Here is a 17715-nt window from a genome sequence, read left to right on the forward strand (position 1 = left end):
GGGCAGGCCCCGTTGACCGCCCTGCCCTAAACCGCTTCGGCCTCGTCCGGATCGGCCCGACGCTTCTGTCGCTCGCCCTCCAGCCAGATCACCAGCCCCAGCAGGCTGCCACCGGCAATCAGCAGACTGACGAACCAGCCCAGGGTTTCCGCCAGCTGGGTGAAGAACAGCGTGTACAGCTGGATGATGAAGAAGGTCGCGCCGTAGCCCACCAGCATGGAAAACCGCAGGCGAATGCCCAGGGCCAGCAGACCCAGGCTGACCGCCGCCCACAGCCCGTTGAACAGCACCAGCTCACCGGCCTCGGCCAGGTGCCAGGGACCGTCGATCAACTCGTAGCTGCCGAACAGCGACAGCAGCCACAGCGACATCTGGCCCATGAACAGGCCGGCGGAGATCCACACCTTGGCAAAGCCCCGGTAGCGCGCCAGCCAGGACGCCTCACCCTGCAGATGGACAAAACCGAACACCGCCATGGCCACCGCCGCGGCGAGAAACCGCAGCGGGTAGTTCATGCCGAACCAATAGGCGCTCCACCCCGATTCATAACCGCTGCGCCCGCCGAACCAGACGAAGAACAGTACGCTGCACAGGGTCAGCAGCAGGACGTTGTTCAGCGCATAGCTCAGCGCCAGCAGGAGCAACAGATCCACCAGCAACAACGCCGGCCAGTTGCCCGAACCATCGGAGTAGATCATGCCCAGCACCAGGCTCAGGCCGATCAGGGCAAAGCCGCCGAGCAGCTCCAGCGCCGTGCCGAGCAGCTTCAGCTGCTTGCCCAGCGACCAGCGCCCGGCGACGAACAGCCCGACCGTCAGCAGCCCGAGGCTGGCCGCCAGTTTCGGCAGGGTGAACGTCAGGTGCTCATGGGCCAGGATAAACACCCCGGCGGCCAGGCTGATGGCGCCGAAGGTCAGGAACCAGCGCCCCAGGGAGCGCCAGTCCCAACGGGTCAGCGAATACAGCCCGGCGAGCCGCCCATGGGCCTGGGTGTCGATCAGGCCGTCGCGCAGCCATTGGTCCAGGGCGTTGCGCACCTGGCGATTGCGGCGATCCGGACTCATAGGTCAGCCTCCCCGGCGCGCAGCGCGGTGCGTTCGAACAACCAGCCCAGGAGCATGCCGATCACCCCGGCCACAGCAAAGAACAGCGCGGCGCTCAGGTGTTCCCAGGCGTATTCGTAAAAGCGCGTGTACAGGTCGATACCCAGGAACACCACGCCGAAGCCGGTGAAGCTGGGGTGTTTGAAGCGCGCGCCGAGCACCAGCTGGGCGATCGCGCCGAGGGTGAACAGCAGGGTCCAGGTCAGGGTCTGCCGGTAAGGGTCTTCCAGGCTGAGGAACCACAGCGAGCAGTTGAAATACAGCAGCCCGAAGATCACATACAGCCGCCCGAAGCCGCTGAAGCGGCGCAAGGCATGGTCCTCGGCGTGCTGATGCCACAGCCCCAGGAGCGCAGTCAGCCCGGCGATCACCGCCATCGAGCGCGGGTCCTGGATGTCGAAGTAGTAACTGCCATGACCGCCGTAGCGCTCCCACGAACCCAGGCCATGGAAGGCGCAGAGCAGGCCCAGCAACAGCGGCCAGCGCAGACGGTAGCCATAGGCGGTGGCGATGCTCATGGCAGCGGTGGCCAGCAAGGCCAGCGGCAGATTGCCGAACTCACCGGCCTCGCTGTCGGCGCTGCCCAGCAACAGGCTGGCGCCCATCAGGATCAGGCCGACGGTGAGGATCGCCACCCCGGTGACGGGCATACGCCGCGCCGGGTCGCGGGCCAGTCGCGCGCCGAGCAGCCACAACCCGATGCCGGCGGCGAAAAACAGCAGCGCCCCCACCAGCACCGACTCGGCCAGCAGGCCCAGGCCGCCCAGCACCGCCATGCCGATCAGCAGCACCGCGCCGATGCCCAACCATTGCAGCACGGTGGACAGGCGGTGTTCGGGGTGTTCGTACAAGGCGCCGAGGCGCTGCTGCGCCTCGGCGTCGATCAGGCCACGGTGGCGCCAGTCGGCGATTTCGTGGAGCAACAGCTGCTGGGTGGTTTTTCTCATGGCGCTCTGGGGGCTGGTGGATAGGGGCCGGCCGCATGCCGGCTATCGACTCGACAGCATAGCCAGGCGCTGCACGGCCGTTGTCTATCAAGACGCCCAGCGTACCGCCCCACGACACGCTGCGCCCACAAAAAAGCTAATCCCGACCCGTTACTGTAGGAGCGAAGCTTGCTCGCGATGGACGTTAACGATACCGCGCACTGACTGGGTAAACGCGGCGCTCTCAAGTCCATCGCGAGCAAGCTCGCTCCTACAGTCTCCTTAAGATTTTCGAGTTCAGGCAGCCCCTACTCCGCCGTCGTCGGATCGATGATCGAGGTGACCCGGGAGACCCGGTCCGCCGGAAAGCCGCCTAGCCTGGCGTGCTCCCGGACGAGCGCCTCGTCCGCAGCGATATAGACGCAGTAGATTTTGTCGCCCGTGACGTAGCTATGCAGCCACTGCACTTGCGGCCCCAGCTCACTGAGAACCTTGCAGGATTTTTGCGAGATCCCTTGCAGGTCCTGGGGCGAAAGCGCTCCGGCCCCCGGAATCTCGCGCTCGATGACGAACTTCGGCATGACAACCTCCACTTCGTGAATGGCCGGGGCACGCCGGCGAACCCGCGTTGCCCCGTGTTTGCCGAGGCGCACAGCCCTCGGCGGATCACCAACGGTTTGCTTGCCCCCTGACTTACCTGCCAAGCGCGGCCGCCAACAGCGGCGCGGCCTGTTCATCGGTCAACGCCGCGTGCACTTCCATACGTAGCAGGTCGCTCCACTCGAGCACCCATTTCTGGATCAGCGTGAGATCGTTGGTCTCCGCGATGCCAAAGCCCGTCATGCCGCCGACGGTATGCCAGCGCCCCAGCATGCTCACGCCTGCGGGCGGCGCCCCGCCGGTCTTGAGAAAGCGCTCGATCGCGCTGTTGCGATGTTCGGGGCTGATTGACCAACTGACAATGAATAACATCTGCCACCTCCTGCGAGACTGGCACCCGTTGTTCTCTGCGCGCGCCTGGCGGGCACCGCGACCACGGCCACGCGTCGGTATCGACCCGCATTCCGGCTGGTCAGAATCGCTTGCTCCCATGGGAAGGAATAGCAGCCTCCCGCTGCCGACGCATGACCGCCGATCCTGTTTCCCGCCCGCTCCCGGCCCGGGCGCGCAGCCGCCGGTCGGCGCTCGGGCCGCGCCCTCGTTCCAGCCTCGGGAGCCAGTAGATAAAGCCTCATCCGGGGTCTATACCTACGCCTAACGGTCGCCCTATACCTAAGGAAGGGGAAAAGACCATGGACAACAGCAACGGCTCGGGTAACAACCTCGTCCTCTGGCTGCCTGGCAGCGCCCTGATCCTCAGCCTGGTCGTCTCGACCTTCGCCCTCACCCGCGAGCCGTTCCTCGAGCCACGGCCCACCGGCGCCCAGTTCCAGGCGCAGGCACCGATAGAAGCCCGGCTGTGGCAGGACCCGTTCGATGCGCTCGAGCGCTATCGCAAACGGCTCAAGGACGGCGGCAAGGCCTCGGCTACCGACCCTGAGTGCAGCCCCGATCTGGTTATCGACAAGCCCTCGGTACTGGACGCCGAAAAGCCGCAACAACCGCCAGAGTTGCCCCGATTCATGGTGGCGCTGGTCGAAGACGGTCCCTATGCCGATGAAGTGGAACTGCGCCGGCGCATTCGCTATGCCATCCTGGCGGGGTTCAAGAATTCGCGCATGGTCCCCGAGGACGAGCAGCACATCCGCTGCCTGACCCTGGCCGACGACTTGTCGGACAAACTGCAAACCGATGCGCAAGGCAAGCCAAAGCTCGCGGAAATCCCCTATGAAACCTTCGTCGCCAATCCGTTCGACCCGCCTGCGGACATCAACGGCCTCCAGCACCCAGCCGCCCAGACCCTGCTGTTCTGGGTAAAACAGGAGCATCTGGGTCCGGAACCGCTGCAACGACTTGAAACCTTGCGTCTCTCCCTGCAAAGCAAGGCTCATGCGGAATCGCCCGACCCGGCACCGCTGAAGGTCATCGGCCCTTCCACCTCGAAAGTCCTGCTCGACATGTACCGGGACGAAGCCAACGGCCACGCCAGCGCCAATATCGAGATTTACTCACCCCTGGCCACCGCGGATTACGAAACCTTGATCCATGCCCTGGGCAAACCCTCGCCCAACCAGGCCGCGACGCCGAAAACGCCCATGAAACTGCTGCGCACCGTCAGCGACGACGGCATCATGACGAGCCTGTTGCTGGAGGAGCTGAAGCTGCGCCATGTGGATCCGGTGGCGGGTGTGCAATGCAGCGAAGGAGCACCGCTACGGGTCGGCACCCGTTGCGACCCGGGAGGCTGGCAGCGCTCCAATCGCATTGCGCTGGTCTCCGAGTGGGACAGTTTCTACAGCCGCGCCCTGATCGAGAGTTTCAAATCCCAGGTGGCCAAGGACGCACGCCTCGAGGGCAAAGACCAGGTGGCGGTCAATGACTGGGTTCTGCGCTTCAGTTATCTGCGCGGCGTGGACGGGCGCCTGCCGGAGGAAGCCGCCAGCGGCAACAAGGCGCCCGGCGCCGATGACACTAAAAACAGCAAGGACAAGAACGCCCTGGATCTCAGCCCGCTGGAGAAGTCCGACGGCAATTCCCAGCTCGATTACCTGCGCCGCCTCGCCGATCACATCCAGCGCGCGGACGAAACCTATCGCCGCAATGGCACCAGCGGTATCGGCGCCATCGGTGTGCTGGGGGCCGACACCTACGACAAGCTGCTGGTCCTGCAGGCCCTCAAAAGCCAGATGCCGAACAAGGTGTTTTTCTCCACCAACCTCGATGCGCGCATGCTCCAGCGCGGCCAGGCACAGACCACCCGCAACCTGGTCCTGGCGGCGCCCTACGGCCTCACGCTGACCCGCGCCCTGCAACAGGATGTCCCGCCGTTCCGCGACAGTCTGCAAAGCGCCGTTTTCGTCGCGGTCCTGGCGGCGCAGGCCCCCCAGGCCTACGACGTCAAGCGGGCGCGGTTCGATTACAAGTCGGAACTGCTGTCGCCGGGCATCTATGAGGTGGGGATCAGCGGCTTCATCCCCCTGTCGAGCCAGCTCACCGAAACACGCCCCAGGGATTGCACCGCACCGGACCGATCCCAGCCACGACCGAACGACATCATGGCACTGCGCTGCCTGCAGGATCCGTCGCCATCGCCCTACCCCGAACTCTCCCAGTCGGCACGCGACACGCTCGATGAACGACAGTCGTTTTTCTGGGCCGGACCGCTGTCGTTCATCCTCCTGGTCCTGGTGGTCCTCCTGGGCTGGTGGTGGACCTATGTGCAATCCAGCGACGACAAACTGCCGCCCTGGGTGCGCAGTATCCCGCTGACGCTGTATGTGGTGTCCGGGCTGTCGGCCTGGCTCGCCGTGCAGTTCTGGCGCGTGGAGTTCATGTGGGCCAGCTTCGTGCTGATCCTGTTAGGCATCATTTGCTCAGGACTGATCCAACTGCAGCGCCAACCATCGCCCTCCGGACAGGTCCCCGTCCAGGCAGCCAGCCGGCTGTTCGACGCTTCGGCGTGGTACGTCGTGGTGCCGATCGTCGCCTTCGTCCTGGCCTTGCTGTGGATGTACCAGATCCGCCGCGCCTTGACGGCGGACGGGCTGGGCGAGCCGATGTTCCTGTTCGAGGGCATCAGCGCCTGGCCCACCGTGGCCCTGCGCCTGCTCGCCGTGATCATCTCGATCTCGGCGCTGGCCTGGGGTTGGCGCACCCTGCGCATCAACAGTAGCGAGATCGAAAAGGCCTACCACCTGGATCAGTACATGGGCAGGCTGCGCATGAGCCTGTGGGGGCTGCTACTGCGCCTCGTTCATCGAGAAAAGGGTACGACGCTGCAAAAGTGGCGAGCCGCCCTGGGACGTTGCCTGTTCCTGGTCCTGTTCCCGCTCTCCTCCAACACTCGCGACTGGCACATGCCCCAGAGACTGACGACCGCGATCCAGTCCTATGTCGCCGACAAGCGCCTGATCATTTTCGTCACCCGCTTCTGGAAAGAACACTGCGTGGGTGGCACCTTCGGTGCCCGGATGCTGCGCAGCATCCTCGCCACCTGGATCTTCGTCGTGGCCACCAGCGTGCTCTTCGTGCTCTGGCCCATGGAAGGAACGCCCATCCGGGGCGACTCGCCGATCTGGATGCTGAGCTGGCTGCTGCCGACCCTGACCTTCCAGTTGCTGGTGTTCTGGGTGGTCGATGCCAACCGCCTGCTGACACGGTTCATCCGCCACCTGAGCAAGCACTACGCGATCTGGCCAAGGGCGTTACGCCAGGAGCACCAGAGGGTGTTCGGCATGCCGCTGCACCCCTGCATCGACGACTGGATGGACATGCAACTGATCGCCAAGCGCACAGCCACCGTCAATCGCCTGATCTATGCCCCGACGGTGGTCATGTTGATCCTGATTGCGTCGCGCAACAGCGTGTTCGACAACTGGCCGACACCGCCCAGCATCGTCATTTCGTTCCTGCTGACCACCCTGATCCTGCTCCTTTCCGCGCTGTCGCTGCGAGGTGCCGCGGAACAGGCCCGCGGCGCGGCGCTGCAGCGTCTTGACAACTACCGGCTGGAAACCCCCGAAGACTCACCTATCTACAAGAAACTCGAACTGATTCGCGGACGCATCGTTGCCCTCAATACCGGGGCCTTCTCAAGTTATTCGCAAGAACCCCTGGTGCGGGCCCTGCTGCTGTCGCTGACCGGTGTCGGCGGTTCGCTGATCGTCGACGTGTTGAACTACGCGAAGTTCTAGGCACTGCCGGTCAGGAGCGAACCAGGCGCCGGCCTATGAGTGGCTATGCTTGATCTGTTGCCAGAGCATCCCGCCGCCCCGCTCACGGGCTGCGGCGGGAGCCCCCTCTGGCAACGCCCCCCAACGCCGCGCGACCTCGGCAAGGAGCGGTTCGAGATGCAACTGATCAGCGTGAACATCGACAAGCCGGAAGCCACCAACTTCATTTTCGGGCAGACGCATTTCATCAAGTCCGTCGAGGACATCCACGAAGCCCTGGTCGGCGCCGTGCCGAACATCGCCTTTGGCCTGGCCTTTTGCGAAGCCTCGGGGCAATGCCTGGTGCGCTGGTCCGGCAGCGATCCGGCGATGATCGAACTGGCGCAGAAAAATGCCCAGGCCATCGCCGCCGGCCACAGCTTTATCCTGTTTCTCGGGGACGGTTTTTATCCGTTGAACGTGCTGAACACCCTCAAGATGGTGCCCGAGGTGTGCCGCATCTTCTGCGCGACCGCCAACCCCACCGAGGTGATTCTCGTGGAAACGGCACAGGGCCGGGCGGTGCTGGGGGTGGTGGATGGCTTCTGCGCCAAGGGCCTGGAAGGCGACGCCGATATCCTGTGGCGCAAGAACCTGCTGCGGCAGATCGGCTACAAGCAGTGAGTGCCGGCCCCGGACCCAGCGACTACTCCGGCGACGGGGTGGTCCGGCAACTCTTGCGGTGGCGAATCTCCTGGTCCGAAGGCCGTTCCTTGACGAACTCGAACCGCGGCTCGCCCTCGTTGTAGGTGACCAGCCAGCCCCACTCCAGCTCGGCCTCATCCTGGCCCGGCTTCGGCGGCGCCGCCCACCACGGTTCTCTGCTGACGATCTGGCGCATGGCCCCCTCCCGTTGCTTCGCCCCTCAACTATAACGCCCAGGCCCTGGAGCACACGGGTTTCGGCCGATCGGCGAAGCGCTCATACGGATTCAGCGCACCAGCGTCCACTCGGCCAGTGGCCGATAACGGCCCTTATGCGACTCGAACAGGGCGAAATGCCGGGTATTCAGGTGAAAGTCGGGAGCGGTCTCGGACTCGGGAACCGGCGCCCGATAGTCGCGCATCAAGGTCAGGTGCGGACGAAATTCCCGGGGTGAGTCCTCCAGCCCCAGGGGCAGCAGCGCCTGTTGCAAGGCATACACCAGTTGCCGCAACTCCAGCGGCGCCTGGGCCGGGGCCAGCAACAAGACCCCGGCCCGGCGCCAGACCTCCAGGCGGTCGAGGGGGACGTGCAACGGCTCGCCGGACGTGCGCACGCTCGCCGCGGCGGCGCAGATGTCCGGCACCTGCGCCGCCGCGACCGAGCCCAGGAACATCAGGGTCAGATGAAAATTTTCCGCCGGCACCGGACGGCCGTTGCGCAGCCCAAGGGCGCCGCGCCACTGGGCGATGGCCCGGCGTTGCGCGGCGGCGCAGGGCAAGGCGAAGAACAGCCGCTTGAACGGCTCGCCCGGCTCACGGGATTCATCGTTCATTGCCCTGTCCTCCCATTGGGGTTGCCCGGCATCGACCGGTCTGGATCGGCCCGGACCACCGGCCATCGGCCAGCAAGCCGTGCTGAGGGCGGTGCCCTGGAACCCAGAGTATAAATCCGCCGCCCGCTCCTTCTGTCGGCCTCCTCGGGAACCGTCAGCCGAGGGGATGCAGCGCCTCGTCGAACTGCGACAGGCGCGGGAACTCGATGGGCAGGTCGTCGGCGACCTGTTCCAGCCGCCGCCGGTACGCCATCAGGAACGCCTCGCGGGCCTGATCGCTGATATAGGGCACATGCCAGGCGACGAACGGCTCCAGCACCTCGAACCCGACATAGGCCAGGGTGCCCCGCAGGATCGGCCGCAGCATGTCGTTCAGCGGCCCGTGAATCGCCCCCTCGCCAAACATGTGCTCGCGACCGCCCAAGCTGACGCTGACCAGCGCCTTCTTGCCGCGCAGACCGCCCTGGTCGTAGAAGCGCTTGCCGCCATAGCAGATGCCGGACACCAGTACCCGGTCGATCCAGCCCTTGAGGATCGCCGGCGCCGAAAACCAGAAGATCGGGAAGTTCAGGATCAGCAGGTCGGCCCACAGCAGCTTGTCCAGTTCCTGCTGGATGTCCGCGGCGATCGACTGGTTTTTCACCCCCAGCCGCTGTTCCAGCGCGTACACCAGGTAGTCGGGATTCTCCCGGGAGGAAAAGTCCGCGGCGCTGGCCACCGGGTTCCATTGCATCGCGTACAGGTCGCTGACCTGCACCTGGTGCCCCTGGGCCTCGAGGGTGGCCAGCGCCTGGTCGCGCATGGCGGCGGTGAAGGAGCGTGGCTCGGGATGGGCGTGGACGATCAGTACGTTCATGAAGGTTTCCTTAAGACATGTTCCAAAAGAGGCAGAGCGTGAGGACTCAGCACTGGATCGCCTTGATTTCGACAAATTCGCCCAGGCCTTCTTCACCCCATTCGCGACCGTTGCCGGACTGTTTGTAGCCACCGAACGGCGCCTGGTAATTGAACGCCGCGCCGTTGATGAAACACTGCCCGGCACGCAGTTGCCGGGCCAGGCCCAGGGCCCGCTCGGCACTGCCCGCCCAGACCCCGCTGGACAGGCCGAAGGGCGAATCGTTGGCCAGCGCGACGGCCTGGGCCTCGTCGGCATAGGGAATCAGGCACAGCACTGGGCCGAAGATTTCTTCCTGGGCGATGCGCATGCGGTTGTCGACGTCGGCGAACAGGGTCGGGCTCACATAGTGGCCGCGCTCGAACCCCGGCTGCGGCTCACCGCCCCACAGCAGCCGCGCGCCTTCCTCCTGGCCGAGCCGGACGTACTCCTGCACGGTGCGCCGCTGGGCGGCCGAGCACATCGGCCCGAGAAAGCTCTGCCGGTCCAGGGGATCGCCCATGACCAGGCTCCGGGTTTCTTCCACGGCCAGCTCCAGGGCCTCGGCATAACGACTGGCCGGCAGCAGCATGCGGGTCAGCGCGGTGCAGGTCTGCCCGGAATTGATCATCACGTCCTGCACGCCATAGCGCACCGCCGCGGCCAGGTCGGCATCCTCGCCGATCAACAGCGGCGACTTGCCGCCCAGCTCCAGGCACACCCGCTTCACCGAAGGCGCCGCGGCCTGGGCCACGCGCACCCCGGCGCCGGTGGAGCCGGTGAACGACAGCATGTCCACATCCGGGTGCCGGGCCAGGGCCTCGCCGACCTTCGCGCCCGGCCCGCTGACCAGGTTGAACACCCCCGCCGGCAGGCCTATGGCCTCGATCATCTGCGCCAGCAGAAAGGCATGCAGCGGCGTTTCCTGACTCGGCTTGACCACTACCGTGCACCCCGCCGCCAAGGCCGGCGCGAGCTTGCCGATCAGTTGATGCAACGGATAGTTCCACGGATTGATAAAGGCGCAGACGCCCACGGGCTCGCGGATCACCAGCGAGTTGCCGACCTCGCGCACCTGATCCATGAGCGCGGCGAGCTCGACGTACTGCTCCAGCCCGACGATCGGTCCGTCGACCTGCACCGCGCGGCACCACTGCACCGGCATACCCAGCTCGGCGGTGATCAGCGCGGCCATCTCGTCGGCCCGCTGGCGCAACTGCTCGGCCAGCGCACGGATATAACCGGCGCGCACACGGGACGGCGTGCGCGACCAGGGGCCGAAGGCGCGCCGGGCCGCGGCCACGGCGCTGTCGACATCGCGCTCGTCCCCCAGGGGCACCGCGCCTATGGCTTGCTCGGTGGCGGGGTTGCCGACCTCGGCCATGCCCTGCCCCGACGGCTCGCGCCAGGCCCCATCGATAAACAGCCGGCTGTACTTATGCATCGACCGCTACCTCCAACAACTCACGGGCACAGCGGGCGATCCGCTGGCAGGCCTCGCGCAGGGGTGCCGCGCCGAGGACCAGCCCCAGGCGAATATGCCCGGCGGCGCTCGGGCCGAAGGCTTCGCCGGCCAGTACCGACACCCCATGGCGCTCCAGCAGTCGATCGGCGAAGACCTGGGCACTGACCCCGGTCTCGCGGATATCGACCATCACGAACATCCCGCCGTCGGGCTTCAGCGCCCGCACGCCGGGGCAATCGGCCAGGCACTCGCAGACCAGGTCGCGGCGCTGGCGATAGGCCTCGCGCATCGCCTCCAGTTCCGGCAAGCCGCTGTCCAGCGCCGCGACGGCGGCGTCCTGGATAAACTCCGGCGAGCCGTAGAGCATGCACAGGGCCAGGTTTTCCAGGTGTGCCACCAACGCCGGCGGCGCCACCACCCAGCCCACCCGCCACCCGGTCATGGCATGGGATTTGGACAGGCTGTTGAGGGTCGCCGTGCGCTCGGCCATGCCCGGCAGGCTGGCCGGGCTGATGTGCTCGCCGTCGAACAGCAGTTCGCTGTAGACCTCGTCGGAAATCAGCCACAGGTCATGGGCGATGCACAACTCGGCCAGGGCCTGCCAGGTGGCGCGCGGCAAGCTGGCGCCCGACGGGTTGTGCGGACTGTTCAGCGCCATGGCCCGGGTCCGCGGGGTGATGCGCGCAGCGACATCGGCGGGCGCCACGCGAAAGCCGTTCTCGGAACGTACCGGCACCGGCACCACCACCGCGCCGCAGGCGCCGAATACCGCTTCGTAGGTGACGTACATCGGCTCGGCGACCAGCACTTCGTCGCCCGGATCGAGCAGGCACTGGGCGACACTGAACAGCGCGCACTGGGCCCCGGCCAGCACCGTCACCTGGTCGGCGTCGACCGGCTGGCCGCTGCGTTGCCGGTGCCTGCGGGCGATGCTTTCGCGCAGGCTGCGCTTGCCGCGCACGTCGGTGTAATGAGTGTTGCCCGACAACAGGCTGTCGATGGCCGCCTGCACGATCGGCACCGGGGTGTCGAAGTCCGGATCGCCGACCGACAGCAGCAGGATGTCTTCGCCCTGCTCCTGCTTGGCCAGGGCCCGGTAGTGGATACCCCAGGCGGCGGCACCGTCACCGGCGATACGTTGGGTCAGATGGGAAAAACGCATGGTCATAGCCCCGAAAAAAGGTTGAGGGTCAGCGCGCGCAGGCGTGCTTGAGTTCGATCAGGGTCACGCCGTTGCGGCCGAAACCGCTGCGCAACTCGTCCTGCAATTGATCCAGGCTGCGCGGCTGGGCCACGGTGCAACCGAAGGCGCGGCCCAGGGCGAGGAAATCCGGATTGCGCGGCAGCACGCCGATCGGCTCGATATCCAGGCCCAGCATGTCGTCGCGGATCTGCCCCAAGGCATCGTTGTTCCACAGCAGCACCACCAGCGGGCTGTCCAGCTCCTCGACGGCCGTCGCCAGCTCCTGGGCGGTGTAGAGAAAGCCGCCGTCGCCGACCAGCACCAGGCCGGGGCGCTGCGGGGCGCCGAACTTGGCGCCGATCCCCGCTGGCAGCCCATAGCCCAGGGTGCCGTAGCCCGTGGGGTGCAACCAGCTGCGTGGCGCCCGGCTGGGGAACAGGTAATTGCCGGTGTAGGCCAGCTGGGTCATGTCGCTGCTGATGAAAGCCTGCTCCGGCAGCTCCGCGGCCACCCGCTCGAGAATTGCCTGATGAATCGCCTGCAAGGGGCCATGGCCGGCGCGCACCGCCGCGCGCAGCCGCGCCACGGCATCGATGGCCGCCGTCGCGTCCCGTGGCGTTGGCGCCAGACGTTGCAGCAGCGCCGCGACGGTCTGCCGGGCATCGCCCCGCAAGGCCAGGGTGCAGGGGTAACAGTCATTGAACTTGCGCGGGTCGATATCCACCCGCAGCAGCTGGGCGTTCAGCGGCAGGCGCTCGCGCCAGTAGTCGGTGTCGGCCATCTCGGTGCCCACCGCCAGCACCACATCGGCTTCGCCGATCAGTTGCCAGCCCGGCTCGACGCACAAGGTCGAACCGGCGTTCAGCGGCGCCTCCGGCGCCAGCAACCCCTTGCCGGCGACACTGCTGAAAAACGGCGCGGCCAACCGCGTGCTGAGCTGTTGCAGCTCCTGCGCCGCGTCGAGCGCCCCGCCCCCGGCGATGATCATCGGCCGCCTGGCGGCCTGCAGCCTGGCCGCCGCCTGGTCCAGGATGCCGGCCGCCGGCAGGCCACGCCCCGGGCGGCGCCGCACCTCGGCGCTCCAGTCCCGGGCCACCGGCGCGGCCAGCACGTCCAGCGGCACCGAAATATGCACCGGGCGCGGGCGCTCGCTGTCGAACACCGCGTAAGCGCGGGCGATCAGTTCCGGCAGGTCTTCGGCGCTCAGGGCCACTGCCGAGAACGCCGTGATCGGTGCGGTCATCGCCCGCTGGTCCTGGGTTTCGTGCAGGCAGCCCCAGCCCTTGCCGAGGCTGGCCGTGTGGTTGACGCTGGAAATCACCAGCATCGGGATCGAGTCGGCGTAGGCCTGGCCGATGGCGGTCGCGGCATTGGTCACGCCGGGGCCGGTGATGACGAAACACACCCCCGGCTTGCCGCTGACCCGGGCATAACCGTCGGCCATGAAGCCGGCGCCCTGCTCGTGACGGGTCAGGACATGGCGGATACCGCTGCCGGGCAGGCCGCGGTACAGCTCCAGGGTGTGCACCCCGGGAATGCCGAACACGGTGTCGACGCCGTAGTTGGCGAGCAGGCGCACCAGGGCCTGGCCACCGGTCAAGGTAGTACTGTGCATGTTTCTCTCCTCAGGCCTGGCCGAGGCGTATCAACGCATCGACCGCAACGGTGCCCCGGGCACCGACCAACAATGGGTTCACATCGAGTTCGAGCAACTGCCCGGCGTTTTCGCAGGCGTAGTCCGCCACGGCGCGGATCGCCGCCACCAGGGCATCGAGATCCGCCGCTTCGCGGCCGCGAAACCCCTGGAGCAGGCTCGCGCTGCGCAGGCTGAGCACGGCGGCGCGAATGGCGCCGTCGGTGGTCGGCAGCAACAGGCTGCGGCTGTCCTTGAGCAACTCCACCAGGATCCCCCCCGCGCCGATGACCAGCGCCAGGGCGAAATCGCTTTCGCGCTTGATGCCGACAATCAGCTCGGCCAGCGGCGCGCGGGCCATGGGTTCCAGCAGCACCCGGTCGAAGGCCACGGACGGCGCGCAGTTGGCGATCCGCGCGGCCATCTGCTCCAGCGCCGCCGCCAAGGCCTGGGGCCCCTGCAGGTTCAGCGCCACGGCCCCGACCTCGGTTTTGTGCGGCAACTGGCTGCTGACCGCCTTGAGCACCAGCGGATAGCCCACTGCCTCGGCCGCGTGCAAGGCCTCGGCCGGGGTACTCAAGAGCCCACGGGGAATCGGCAGGCCGAAGGCGTGCAAGGCCTGTTTCGATTGCCACTCGTCGAGCAGCCGCCCGCCCTCCGGCAGCGCCTGCGGGCACAGCGGCACCAGCGCCGCTTCGCCGAGGTCCAGCAGCGCCTGGCGCCGGCCTTGATAGCGCACGATCCGCCCCCAGGCCGCCAGCCCCTCCTCCACGCCCTGCAAGGCCGCCACGCCCTGCCTGTGCAAACGCTCCCGGGCGCTGGCCGGCAGCAGCTCGGGAAAGGCCGAGGTGACGAAACCGGTCTTGCCGTGACGCACCAGCGCCGCGCAGAACAGTTCCAGCAGCAGGTCGCACTCCTTGCGCTCGCCGGTGAACTCGGCCGGGTAATCGAGCACCAGCATGGCCGCGTCGGCCGTGCTGCGCAGTGCCGTGTCGAGCATCCGGGTCAGGGCCTCGGCATCGCCCCAGATCGCCGTGGTGAAATCCAGCGGGTTGACCAGGTTGGCGTAGCCCGGCAGCACCTGGGCCAGTTCGCTGCGCTGGCCCTGGTCGAGTTCGACCAGCTGCAGTTCGTTGCGCTCGGCGTAGTCGGCGATCAACCCGGCATCGCCACCGGAACAGGCCAGCGCCACCAGGCTGTCGCCCGTCGGCAGCGTGCCGCAGGCGGCGGCCTTGAGCGTCTCGACGAAACTCACCGGGCCGCTGACGCGGATCACCCCGAGGCGCTCGAACAAGCTGTCGTACAGCGCGTCGGAACCGGACAACGAGCTGGTATGGCTCAAGGCCAGTTCGGCGCCGATCTGCGACACCCCGGTTTTCAGCGCGACGATCGGAATGCCCTTCTCCAGGGCCTTGCAGGCCGCCCTGGCAAAGCCGGGTACGTTCTTCAGGCCTTCCAGGTGCAGGCCGATGGCGGTCACGCGGGGCTCGTCGAGCAGCACCTCCATCAGTTCGGCGATGCCCAGTTGCGCCTGGTTACCGACCGAAGCCATGTACGCCACCGGCAGCGAGCGATCGCTCATCGACAGGTTGTAGGCAAAGTTGCCGCTCTGGGTCAGTACGGCCACCCCCTTCTCTACCGGCCGGCCGCCATGGGCCACCGGCCACAGCGCCGCGCCGTGCAGATAGTCGAGCAGGCCATAGCAGTTGGGACCCAGCAGCGCCATGGAACCGGCTGCCTCCAGCAACTGCTGTTGCAGCGCCTGGCCCGCGGCGCCGGTCTCGGCAAAACCCGAGGCATAGCAGATCGCCCCGCCCGCACCCTTGGCCGCCAGTTCGGCGACGCAGGCCAGGGTCAGTTCCCGATTGGTGGCGATGAACACCGCGTCCGGAGCGCAAGGCAACTCGGCCACGCTGCGCACGCACGGCACGCCATCGAGGCTGGCGTGCTGCGGATTGACCAGCCACATCTGGCCCTGATAGCCGCCTTCGGCACAGCGGCGCAGCGCCCGGGCCATGCTGCGGCCACCGACGAAGGCCAGGTGGCGCGGCGCGAGCAGGCGCTTGAGGTTGTCGCGAAGATTCTGGGACATGAACATTCTCCAGGCCGATCAGCGCAACAGCGGGCGCAGTAGTTCGCGGGAAATGATGTGGCGCTGGATCTCCGAGGTGCCCTCCCAGATCCGCTCGATCCGGGCATTGCGCCAGATCCGTTCCACCGGCCCTTCGTCCATCAGGCCCATGCCGCCGAAGATCTGCACCGCTTCGTCGGCGACCCGGCCCAGCACTTCACTGGCGAACAGCTTGGCCATGCCGGCCTCGCCATCGGTCATGCTGCCCTGGTCCATTTTCCAGGCGGTGTGCAGGGTCAAGAGCTCCGCCGCGCGAATCTGCGTGGCCATGTCGGCCAGCTTGAACGACACCCCCTGGTAACTGCCGATGGGCTGGCCGAACTGCTTGCGGTCCGCCGCCCATTGCAGCGAGACATCCAGCGCGCGCTGGGCCTGGCCGACGCAATTGGCCGCCACCATCACGCGCCCGGCGGTGAGCCAGGCGTTGGCCACCTCCCAACCCTTGCCGACCTCGCCCAGGACCTTGGACGCCGGTACCCGGCAGTCGTCGAAGAACAGCTCGTAGGTGTGATAACCACGGTTGCTCACGCACTTGGGGCCGCGGCGGATGGTCATGCCCGGAGTACCCCGGTCCACCAGGAAGGCGGTCACGGCGTTGCGCTGGCGGCCGTTGTGCTCGTAGGTGTCGGTCACGGCGAAGACGATCGCGAAATCGGCGTGGCCGGCGTGGCTGATGAAGTGCTTGCTGCCATTGAGCACAAAGTCCTGGCCATCGCGGACCGCGCGGGTCTTGATCGCGTTGGCATCGGAGCCGGCGCCCGGTTCGGTGAGGGCAAAACAATCGATCTTCTCGCCCTGGATGCACGGCAGCAGGTAGTCGTCGATCTGCTGGCCGGTACAGGCCATGAGAATCTTCGACGGCCGCGCGACGAACACATGCAGGGCCCAGGAACACTTGGACAGCTCGCGCTCGATCAGCGCCTGGGACAGATAGTCGAGGCCACCGCCGCCGACTTCCTCGGGCATGTTGAAGGCATAGAAACCGGCGGCGATGGCCTTGCCGCGAATCTGCGCGGCCAGCTCCGGGGATACCTCGTCGGCACGGTCCACCGCCTCTTCATGGGGCAGCAGCTCCCTGGCGACAAAACTGCGAACCGAATCCACCAACATTTCTTGTTCTTGGGTCAGTTGGAAATTCATGGGGCTACCTGATGATGGGTTGTATTGAATCGGCATCGCGCCGCGGGTTTGCTCGCGGGGCGCGGCCGTGTGTGACTAGCGCCCGATAAAGTTCGGCGCTCGTTTTTCCGTGGCGGCGCGCAAGGCCTCGGCGCCATCCGCGCTGCGCCCGCACAACAGGCCGGCGGCCAACTCGGCGCGCAGTTGCTCGGGCAAGCTGCGCGCGACGCCTTCGCGCATCAGCTGCTTGGTCTGGGCGAAGGCGAACGTCGGACCGCTGGCCAGGCGCGCGGCCAACTCCCCGACCACTTGCGGCAGCTGTTCATCGGCACACACTTCGCCGACCAGCCCGGCCGCCAGGGCCCGCTCGGCACTCCAGAGTTCATCGAGGAACAGCAGGCGCTTGGCCTGTTCGCTGCCGATCAGCCGCGGCAGGTGCCAGCTGGCGCCGGCGTCCGGCGAATAGGCCATGCTGGTGTAGCCGGCCTTGAACCGGGCCGACCGGGCGGCGATCCGCAGGTCGCAGCACAGGGTCAGGTCCATCCCGGCGCCGACCGCGGTGCCATTGATCGCGGCGATGGTCGGTTTGCCGAGGCTGTACAGCCGGCTCATCAAGCCGTGGGCGGTTTCGGTCCAGCCGTAGCTTTCCAGGGCGCCCCGGGCCTCGGCCTCGGCCCATTCGGCCAGATCCGCACCGGCGCAGAAACTGCGACCGCTGCCAGTCAATACCAGCACCCGCACCGCCGGGTCGGCGTCGTACTCGTCCAGCAGGGCGTGGAGTCGTTTCAGGGTGGGAATGTCCAGCGCATTGCGCTGCTCGGGGCGGTTGAGGGTGATCCAGGCAACGCCCGCTTCGACCTGGCTGAGCAGCGACGATGGAGTAGTCATGTGAGGCCTCGAATGATGGTGTTGGGTCTTGAGGGGGACGGCTTGGGGTCGATACTAAACAAGTGTTCAACAAGACCACAATCCACGGCCCTGGGCCTTGTAACA

The 17715-nt window shown here is 66.8% G+C and carries 15 protein-coding genes; 2 read left to right on the forward strand and 13 right to left on the reverse strand.

All coding sequences use genetic code 11. From position 1 onward, the window contains the following. Window positions 1-26: 26 nt before the first annotated feature. The 4 genes from ACQKQA_RS00550 to ACQKQA_RS00565 form a co-directional block, all read right to left on the reverse strand. Window positions 27-1064 (reverse strand): hypothetical protein, encoded by a 1038-nt coding sequence (locus ACQKQA_RS00550; protein ID WP_427552384.1) that lies wholly within the window; start codon window positions 1062-1064, stop codon window positions 27-29. Continuing rightward, entirely contained in the window at window positions 1061-2050 is a 990-nt protein-coding gene (locus ACQKQA_RS00555; protein ID WP_427552385.1) for a hypothetical protein, read from the reverse strand. Before ACQKQA_RS00555 ends, ACQKQA_RS00550 begins: the two co-directional genes overlap by 4 nt. A gap of 287 nt (window positions 2051-2337) precedes the next feature. Beyond that, window positions 2338-2610 carry a DUF4242 domain-containing protein gene (locus tag ACQKQA_RS00560; protein WP_427552386.1) on the reverse strand — a complete coding sequence of 91 codons (273 nt, stop codon included), beginning with the start codon at window positions 2608-2610 and terminating at the stop codon, window positions 2338-2340. 112 nt (window positions 2611-2722) lie between these two features. Further along, entirely contained in the window at window positions 2723-3001 is a 279-nt protein-coding gene (locus ACQKQA_RS00565) for a DUF3303 domain-containing protein (RefSeq protein WP_427552387.1), read from the reverse strand. 320 nt (window positions 3002-3321) lie between these two features. Here ACQKQA_RS00565 and ACQKQA_RS00570 point away from each other — a divergent pair, with 320 nt between their 5' ends. Further along, window positions 3322-6822, forward strand: a complete 3501-nt coding sequence (locus ACQKQA_RS00570; protein ID WP_427552388.1) for a hypothetical protein — start codon at window positions 3322-3324, stop codon at window positions 6820-6822. 156 nt (window positions 6823-6978) lie between these two features. Further along, entirely contained in the window at window positions 6979-7464 is a 486-nt protein-coding gene (locus ACQKQA_RS00575; RefSeq protein ID WP_427552389.1) for an adenosine-specific kinase, read from the forward strand. Between the two features lie 22 nt (window positions 7465-7486). Here the strand turns inward: ACQKQA_RS00575 and ACQKQA_RS00580 are convergent, their stop codons facing one another. The 9 genes from ACQKQA_RS00580 to ACQKQA_RS00620 form a co-directional block, all read right to left on the reverse strand. Next, window positions 7487-7681 (reverse strand): hypothetical protein, encoded by a 195-nt coding sequence (locus ACQKQA_RS00580; protein ID WP_427552390.1) that lies wholly within the window; start codon window positions 7679-7681, stop codon window positions 7487-7489. 90 nt (window positions 7682-7771) lie between these two features. Further along, entirely contained in the window at window positions 7772-8317 is a 546-nt protein-coding gene (gene thpR, locus ACQKQA_RS00585; protein ID WP_427552391.1) for an RNA 2',3'-cyclic phosphodiesterase, read from the reverse strand. A 154-nt stretch (window positions 8318-8471) separates the two neighbouring features. Then, entirely contained in the window at window positions 8472-9173 is a 702-nt protein-coding gene (locus ACQKQA_RS00590) for an NAD(P)H-dependent oxidoreductase (RefSeq protein ID WP_427552392.1), read from the reverse strand. Window positions 9174-9219: 46 nt separating this feature from the next. Continuing rightward, complete coding sequence (locus tag ACQKQA_RS00595) at window positions 9220-10635, reverse strand: aldehyde dehydrogenase family protein (protein ID WP_427552393.1); 1416 nt, start codon at window positions 10633-10635, stop codon at window positions 9220-9222. After that, window positions 10628-11818, reverse strand: a complete 1191-nt coding sequence (locus tag ACQKQA_RS00600) for a pyridoxal phosphate-dependent aminotransferase (RefSeq protein ID WP_427552394.1) — start codon at window positions 11816-11818, stop codon at window positions 10628-10630. The genes ACQKQA_RS00595 and ACQKQA_RS00600 overlap by 8 nt, the downstream gene beginning before the upstream one ends. 28 nt (window positions 11819-11846) lie before the next feature. Next, on the reverse strand, window positions 11847-13454 hold the full coding sequence (locus tag ACQKQA_RS00605) for a 5-guanidino-2-oxopentanoate decarboxylase (RefSeq protein ID WP_427552395.1): 1608 nt from the start codon (window positions 13452-13454) through the stop codon (window positions 11847-11849). A gap of 10 nt (window positions 13455-13464) precedes the next feature. Next, window positions 13465-15564, reverse strand: a complete 2100-nt coding sequence (locus ACQKQA_RS00610; RefSeq protein ID WP_427552396.1) for an acetate--CoA ligase family protein — start codon at window positions 15562-15564, stop codon at window positions 13465-13467. Between the two features lie 18 nt (window positions 15565-15582). Then, on the reverse strand, window positions 15583-16743 hold the full coding sequence (locus tag ACQKQA_RS00615) for an acyl-CoA dehydrogenase family protein (RefSeq protein WP_427552397.1): 1161 nt from the start codon (window positions 16741-16743) through the stop codon (window positions 15583-15585). Window positions 16744-16818: 75 nt separating this feature from the next. Then, the gene (locus ACQKQA_RS00620) at window positions 16819-17610 is read right to left on the reverse strand and encodes an enoyl-CoA hydratase/isomerase family protein (RefSeq protein WP_427552398.1); all 792 of its coding nucleotides are present in this window, start codon (window positions 17608-17610) and stop codon (window positions 16819-16821) included. Window positions 17611-17715: the final 105 nt, after the last annotated feature.

The sequence above is a fragment of the Pseudomonas sp. NPDC089530 genome, assembly GCF_050280705.1.
GTDB lineage: Bacteria > Pseudomonadota > Gammaproteobacteria > Pseudomonadales > Pseudomonadaceae > Aquipseudomonas.

Excerpts from the sequence above, each read along its gene's own strand:
- ACQKQA_RS00595 (WP_427552393.1), bottom strand. The coding sequence starts at position 10,635 with ATGCATAAGTACAGCCGGCTGTTTATCGATGGGGCCTGGCGCGAGCCG.
- ACQKQA_RS00600 (WP_427552394.1), bottom strand. The coding sequence starts at position 11,818 with ATGCGTTTTTCCCATCTGACCCAACGTATCGCCGGTGACGGTGCCGCC.
- ACQKQA_RS00555 (WP_427552385.1), bottom strand. The coding sequence starts at position 2,050 with ATGAGAAAAACCACCCAGCAGCTGTTGCTCCACGAAATCGCCGACTGG.
- ACQKQA_RS00570 (WP_427552388.1), top strand. The coding sequence starts at position 3,322 with ATGGACAACAGCAACGGCTCGGGTAACAACCTCGTCCTCTGGCTGCCT.
- ACQKQA_RS00620 (WP_427552398.1), bottom strand. The coding sequence starts at position 17,610 with ATGACTACTCCATCGTCGCTGCTCAGCCAGGTCGAAGCGGGCGTTGCC.
- ACQKQA_RS00610 (WP_427552396.1), bottom strand. The coding sequence starts at position 15,564 with ATGTCCCAGAATCTTCGCGACAACCTCAAGCGCCTGCTCGCGCCGCGC.
- ACQKQA_RS00605 (WP_427552395.1), bottom strand. The coding sequence starts at position 13,454 with ATGCACAGTACTACCTTGACCGGTGGCCAGGCCCTGGTGCGCCTGCTC.
- ACQKQA_RS00615 (WP_427552397.1), bottom strand. The coding sequence starts at position 16,743 with ATGAATTTCCAACTGACCCAAGAACAAGAAATGTTGGTGGATTCGGTT.
- ACQKQA_RS00565 (WP_427552387.1), bottom strand. The coding sequence starts at position 3,001 with ATGTTATTCATTGTCAGTTGGTCAATCAGCCCCGAACATCGCAACAGC.
- ACQKQA_RS00550 (WP_427552384.1), bottom strand. The coding sequence starts at position 1,064 with ATGAGTCCGGATCGCCGCAATCGCCAGGTGCGCAACGCCCTGGACCAA.
- ACQKQA_RS00580 (WP_427552390.1), bottom strand. The coding sequence starts at position 7,681 with ATGCGCCAGATCGTCAGCAGAGAACCGTGGTGGGCGGCGCCGCCGAAG.
- ACQKQA_RS00575 (WP_427552389.1), top strand. The coding sequence starts at position 6,979 with ATGCAACTGATCAGCGTGAACATCGACAAGCCGGAAGCCACCAACTTC.
- ACQKQA_RS00590 (WP_427552392.1), bottom strand. The coding sequence starts at position 9,173 with ATGAACGTACTGATCGTCCACGCCCATCCCGAGCCACGCTCCTTCACC.
- ACQKQA_RS00560 (WP_427552386.1), bottom strand. The coding sequence starts at position 2,610 with ATGCCGAAGTTCGTCATCGAGCGCGAGATTCCGGGGGCCGGAGCGCTT.
- thpR (WP_427552391.1), bottom strand. The coding sequence starts at position 8,317 with ATGAACGATGAATCCCGTGAGCCGGGCGAGCCGTTCAAGCGGCTGTTC.